Below are 4964 nucleotides of genomic sequence, written 5' to 3'. Positions count from 1 at the left end.
GCGCCGGCTGCGGCTGCTGCTCTCCGAAGAAGACGGCCTCGGCCCCCGCTGCGGCCAAGAGCTTCCCGAGCGCGCGGCCCTGGATGATCAGCCACTGAACTACCAGCCACCCTCCCCTCCTCTGCGGGGGAGGGTGCCCCGCGGATGCGGGGCGGGAGAGGGGCAGCGCGACGGTTCAGGACGTGAAGCCCGTCACGACCTTTCCGGACACGTCGCTCCCCTCTCCCGACCCGGCCTGACGGCCGGGCCACCCTCCCCCGCAGAGGGGGGAGGGAGATCGCAAGCCAGGAGGAACCCACGCCATGATGCACGGAGACATCTCGTCCAGCCAGGACAGCGTCGGCGTCGCCGTCGTGAACTATAAGATGCCCCGCCTTCATACCCGCGCCGAGGTGCTGGAGAACGCCAAGGCGATCGGCAAGATGATCGTCGGCATGAAGACCGGCCTGCCCGGGCTCGACCTCGTGATCTTCCCCGAATACTCCACTCACGGCATCATGTACGACGCCGCCGAGATGTACGAGACCGCCTCGTCCGTGCCGGGGGCGGAGACCGAGGTGTTCGCCGCCGCCTGCCGGGAGGCCAAGGTCTGGGGCGTGTTCTCGCTCACCGGTGAGCGCCACGAGGAGCACCCGAACAAGGCCCCCTACAACACCCTGATCCTGATGAACGACCAGGGCGAGATCGTGCAGAAGTACCGCAAGATCATGCCCTGGACGCCGATCGAGGGCTGGTATCCTGGCGACCGCACCTACGTCTCGGACGGGCCGAAGGGCCTCAAGATCAGCCTGATCATCTGCGACGACGGCAACTATCCCGAGATCTGGCGCGACTGCGCCATGCGCGGGGCCGAGCTGATCATCCGCTGCCAGGGCTACATGTACCCGGCCAAGGAACAGCAGATCCTGATGTCGAAGGCGATGGCGTTCGCCAACAACACCTACGTTGCGGTGGCCAATGCCGCCGGTTTCGACGGCGTCTACAGCTATTTCGGCCACTCGGCGATCATCGGCTTCGACGGCCGCACGCTCGGCGAGTGCGGCGAGGAGGAGATGGGCATCCAGTACGCCGCCCTGTCGAAATTCCTGATCCGGGACTCGCGCGCCCACGGCCAATCCGAGAACCACCTCTTCAAGCTGCTCCACCGCGGCTACACCGGCATGATCAACTCCAAGGAGAACCGGCACGGCCTGTCGGAATGCCCCTACGAGTTCTACCGGCGCTGGATCGAGGATCCCGACGGAACCCGCGACGCCGTTCGGGCCATTACCCGGCACTCTGTCGGCACCGAGGAATGCCCGATCGCGGGCATCCCGTTCGTCGGCAAAGGCGAAGGCGCGCCCGACCCGGTGCGCTGAGACCCCAGCAACGGATCACAGGCCCCCATGGACACCACGCCCCTCGGCCCGACCGCGTTCCGCAGCCCCGCGGTGCTGCTGTCGGGCCCGGTCGACTACGACATGTACAAGGATTTCCGCCGCCAGTTCGCCGAGGCCGGCGACCGGCAGATCGTGGTGATCGAGCTCTCGACGCTTGGCGGCGACCCGGAGGTCGCCCGGATGATGGGCGAGGACATCCGCTACCACACCGAGATGAGCCCGGACCGACGGTTCGTCTTCCTCGGCAAGGCCGCGATCTACTCGGCCGGCACGACCTTCATGAGCTTCTTCGCCCGGCCGAACCGCTATCTCACCCGGGGCACGCGGCTGATGATCCACGAGCGCAAGATGAACAAGCAGCTCCAGGTCCAGGGGCCGCTCACCACCTGCATCGCCGCCGTGAAGGCGACCCTCCACGAGATCGAGTGCTCGATCGTGATCCAGAACGAGGGGTTTTCCAATCTCATCCAGGGCTCGGACGTGACCCTCGACGAGGTGCTGGAGAAGGCGCCGGCCAATTGGTATCTCGAAGCGGACGAGGCGCGGTCGCGGGGGCTGATCGAGGCGGTGATCTGAGCAGGCCTGCCGTCGACCTTGCATCGCGACGCCGGCGTCGAACGCGCGATCCGCCCCGAAGCCGTATCAACCCTCCTGCGACCACGTTGGTGCGGTCGCGACGACGTTCACCCCTCCGGGTAATCCGCCTCCAAGCTCGTCGCGCGCCACGCCTCGATTTCCGCGATCCGCTGATTCAGCCGGGTCGTGACCGCCTCGTAACCCCAGGCGCCGAGCACGAGGTGGCGCGGCGGGTTGTCGATCTCGGTCACCCGGATCATCGCCTCGCCGGCCCGGACCGGGTCGCCGGCCTGGGTGCCGCTCTTCTCGGACGTGGCCTTCAGGCGGGCGCCCGCGGTCTCGGCGTAGTCGGCGATGGTGCTGGGGGTCTGGATCAGGGAGCGCCCGGCCCAGTCGGTGCGGAACGGGCCCGGCTCGATGCAGGTGACCCGGATGCCGAGCGGGCCGGCTTCGGCGCTGAGCGCGTCGGAGAACCCTTCCACGGCGTGCTTGGTGGCGGCGTAATAGCCCGAGGCCGGGAAGCCGACGAAGCCCGCAACCGAGGTCACGTTGAGCACATGGCCGGAGCGCTGCGCCCGCATCACCGGCAGCACCGCCCGGGTCAGGGCGAACAGGCCGAACACGTTGGCGTCGAACTGGGCGCGGATCTTGTCGTCCTCGCCCTCCTCGATCGAGGATTGGTAGCCGTAGCCGGCGTTGTTGACGAGGACGTCGATCCGCCCGAATGTCTTTGACGTTTCGCTGACCGCCTGGGCGATCTGGCTCGCGTCGGTGACGTCCAGCGAGAGCGCCAGGACCTGGTCGGGGGCGCCCTCCGCCAGGTCGGCGACCTTGGCCCGGTCGCGGGCGGTCACCACCGCCCGCCAGCCCCGGGCGATGACCAGCTTGGCGAGTTCCCGGCCGAAGCCGGTGGAGCAGCCGGTGATGAACCAGACCGGTTGGGCGTTGGGCATGCTGGTGTGTCCCGTTCGGATCAGGGCGTCGCCGCCGGCTCGGTCAGGGTGTCGATCGACAGCAGGTAGGCGATCAGTGCGTCCTGGTCCGGCCGCGCGACGCCGGAGGCGGCGTCGGCCCAGTACGCGTGTCCTTCGCCGGTAACGCGTGCGATGCGCGCCGTATCCGAGGATTTGTTCGCCGCTATCACCTGAGCCCGCAGGTCACGGTCGATCAGAGCACGCAGACTGTTCGAAGGATCGGGGGCGATGCCGCGGTACACCGTGCCCGAAACGCCGCGCTGCGTCGCCGGATCGGGGCCGACCGCGATGCCGGAATCGTGCAGGTAGGGCGCCGTCCAGGCCAGGCCGACGAGGTTCGGAACCTTGTAGCCGCCTTCGGTTCCCCCCTGCCCCCAGGCAAGCTGAACCTGGGCGAGCTTGTCGCCGGCCAGCGGCACCGGGACGATCACCGGATCGGCCGGGAGCGGGAACGGCGTATCGGTGGCGAACAGGCTGGGAGGCGAGAGCCGCGCCTCCATCTTGGCCCCGGCCCTGGCCCGGGTCGGCTCGGTGCCGATCTCGCCATCCGGGATGATCCGGTGATTGGTCAGCGCCGGGCCCGAATGACAGGCGCCGCAGCCGGCCTTGTCGAACACGGCGCGCCCCGCATTCACGGCGGCGGGATCCTGCTGTGCGGTTGGTGGGTGAAGCAGGTTCTGGAACGCCGACATGGCGTTGTTGGCGTGGTTGACCGGCTCGCCCGGCACCGAGGTGAACAGTCCGTTGTCGGTGACGTAGTTGGTCGCCGGATAGGTCGGCAGCACCGCGTAGCTGTTGAGCCCGGGCGAGGCCGGCGTCGGATCGACGCTGCGCAGGACCTCCGAAGGCTTGCGGGATTCGCCCGGCGTGTACCGGAAGGACTCGGTGGCCGCGCCGCGCAGGACGATGCCGAGATAGGTCTCCGCATCCATGCCGAACAGCCAGGGCGCGGCGGCGGCGAGCTGGGTCGTATCGGAGTTGGCGGCGTGGACGTTGTTGTTGAGCGATGACAGGCCGGCGAACGGCCCCACCGCCTCGCGCCCGCTCCAGCTGTACGGCTCGCCGTGGGCGGAAAAACTCGACGGGATCGAGGTCGGGTTGGTCACCCGGTCGGCCGAGGAATCGAAGCTGCCCGGCGGCCAGCTCGCGACCTGGACCTTGGTGGCGGCCTCGACGGCCTCGGCATCCGGCAGGGCCGGCCCGGCTCCGGCCGAACCCGCCTGCGGGGGATCGGCCTGGCTCACGCTGGCGTGCATGAAGTAGGCGGACGAGTTCTTGGCCAGGGCCACCAGCAGCCCGGCATTGAGGTCGGTGTTGGGCGCCCCCTCGACGACCTTGCCGGTGCCGGGATCGACCGCGGCGTGGCAGAGCGCGCAGGTGATGCCCATCCGCAGATGGCCCCGGTCCGAGAAGGTCTTGATCCCGATGATGAACGCGCCGCCCTTCGGCACGTCGAGCCCGGTGGGGACCAGCTCGCCCGTGCGGTAGGTGCGGTCGCCGACGCGCATGTCCCGGGCCATGGCGACCTGCAGGTTGGTGGTGCCCTGCCCGCCGAGCTTGGTGACCGCGAGGGCAACCGCGGTGGGCGTCAGGCCGCCATCGAGCATGCCCATCACGTCGGTGAGGAAGACCTCGTTGCCGAACGTCTCCTGGTAGAACGCCTGCCGCCCGCGCTCGACCATGGCGGGATCGATCGCCACGGCGCCGCTCCCGGCCGAGAGTTCCTTTCGGCCGGCCTCGGTGCCGTCGAGGTGGTCCGCTTCGGCACGCGAGACCCGGCGCCCGAGGACGTCGAAGGCGGTCTGGATCGGGTAGCGATCGGGGTTGAGCAGGTCGGCCCTGTCGGGCATCGGCGCGTAGCTGAAGCGCCCGAGGCTGATCGTGACACCGGCCGCGACGGTCGCGAGGCCGGCGGCGAGGAGGATGCGGCGGGGCCAACCCATGAACGGTCTTCGATGTCCGTGGCCGATCCGCCCCGCGGGCGTGCGGGGATCGGCGGCCGGCGTTCAACGGGCATCCGCGGCCGAGGTTCATC

At 69.2% G+C, this 4964-nt stretch carries 4 protein-coding genes and 1 pseudogene; 3 read left to right on the top strand and 2 right to left on the bottom strand.

Going from position 1 to position 4964, the window contains the following annotated elements; translation table 11 throughout:
* From FV228_RS34290 to FV228_RS20125, 3 genes and pseudogenes are all read left to right on the top strand, one after another.
* A pseudogene (locus FV228_RS34290) lies at positions 1-98 on the top strand (zinc ribbon domain-containing protein); the annotation flags it as partial.
* A gap of 204 nt (positions 99-302) precedes the next feature.
* Entirely contained in the window at positions 303-1358 is a 1056-nt protein-coding gene (locus FV228_RS20130) for an aliphatic amidase (RefSeq protein WP_147856242.1), read from the top strand.
* A gap of 27 nt (positions 1359-1385) precedes the next feature.
* On the top strand, positions 1386-1955 hold the full coding sequence (locus tag FV228_RS20125) for a peptidase S14 (protein WP_147856241.1): 570 nt from the start codon (positions 1386-1388) through the stop codon (positions 1953-1955).
* A gap of 107 nt (positions 1956-2062) precedes the next feature.
* Here FV228_RS20125 and FV228_RS20120 read toward each other — a convergent pair whose 3' ends face one another.
* The gene (locus tag FV228_RS20120) at positions 2063-2908 is read right to left on the bottom strand and encodes an oxidoreductase (protein WP_147856240.1); all 846 of its coding nucleotides are present in this window, start codon (positions 2906-2908) and stop codon (positions 2063-2065) included.
* Positions 2909-2928: 20 nt separating this feature from the next.
* Positions 2929-4872 (bottom strand): cytochrome C oxidase Cbb3, encoded by a 1944-nt coding sequence (locus FV228_RS20115; protein ID WP_147856239.1) that lies wholly within the window; start codon positions 4870-4872, stop codon positions 2929-2931.
* Positions 4873-4964: the final 92 nt, after the last annotated feature.

It is taken from the genome of Methylobacterium sp. WL18 (genome assembly GCF_008040015.1).
GTDB lineage: Bacteria > Pseudomonadota > Alphaproteobacteria > Rhizobiales > Beijerinckiaceae > Methylobacterium > Methylobacterium mesophilicum.
The sequence above is the reverse complement of the archived record's forward strand: the minus strand, read 5'-3'. Positions and strand labels throughout refer to the sequence as shown.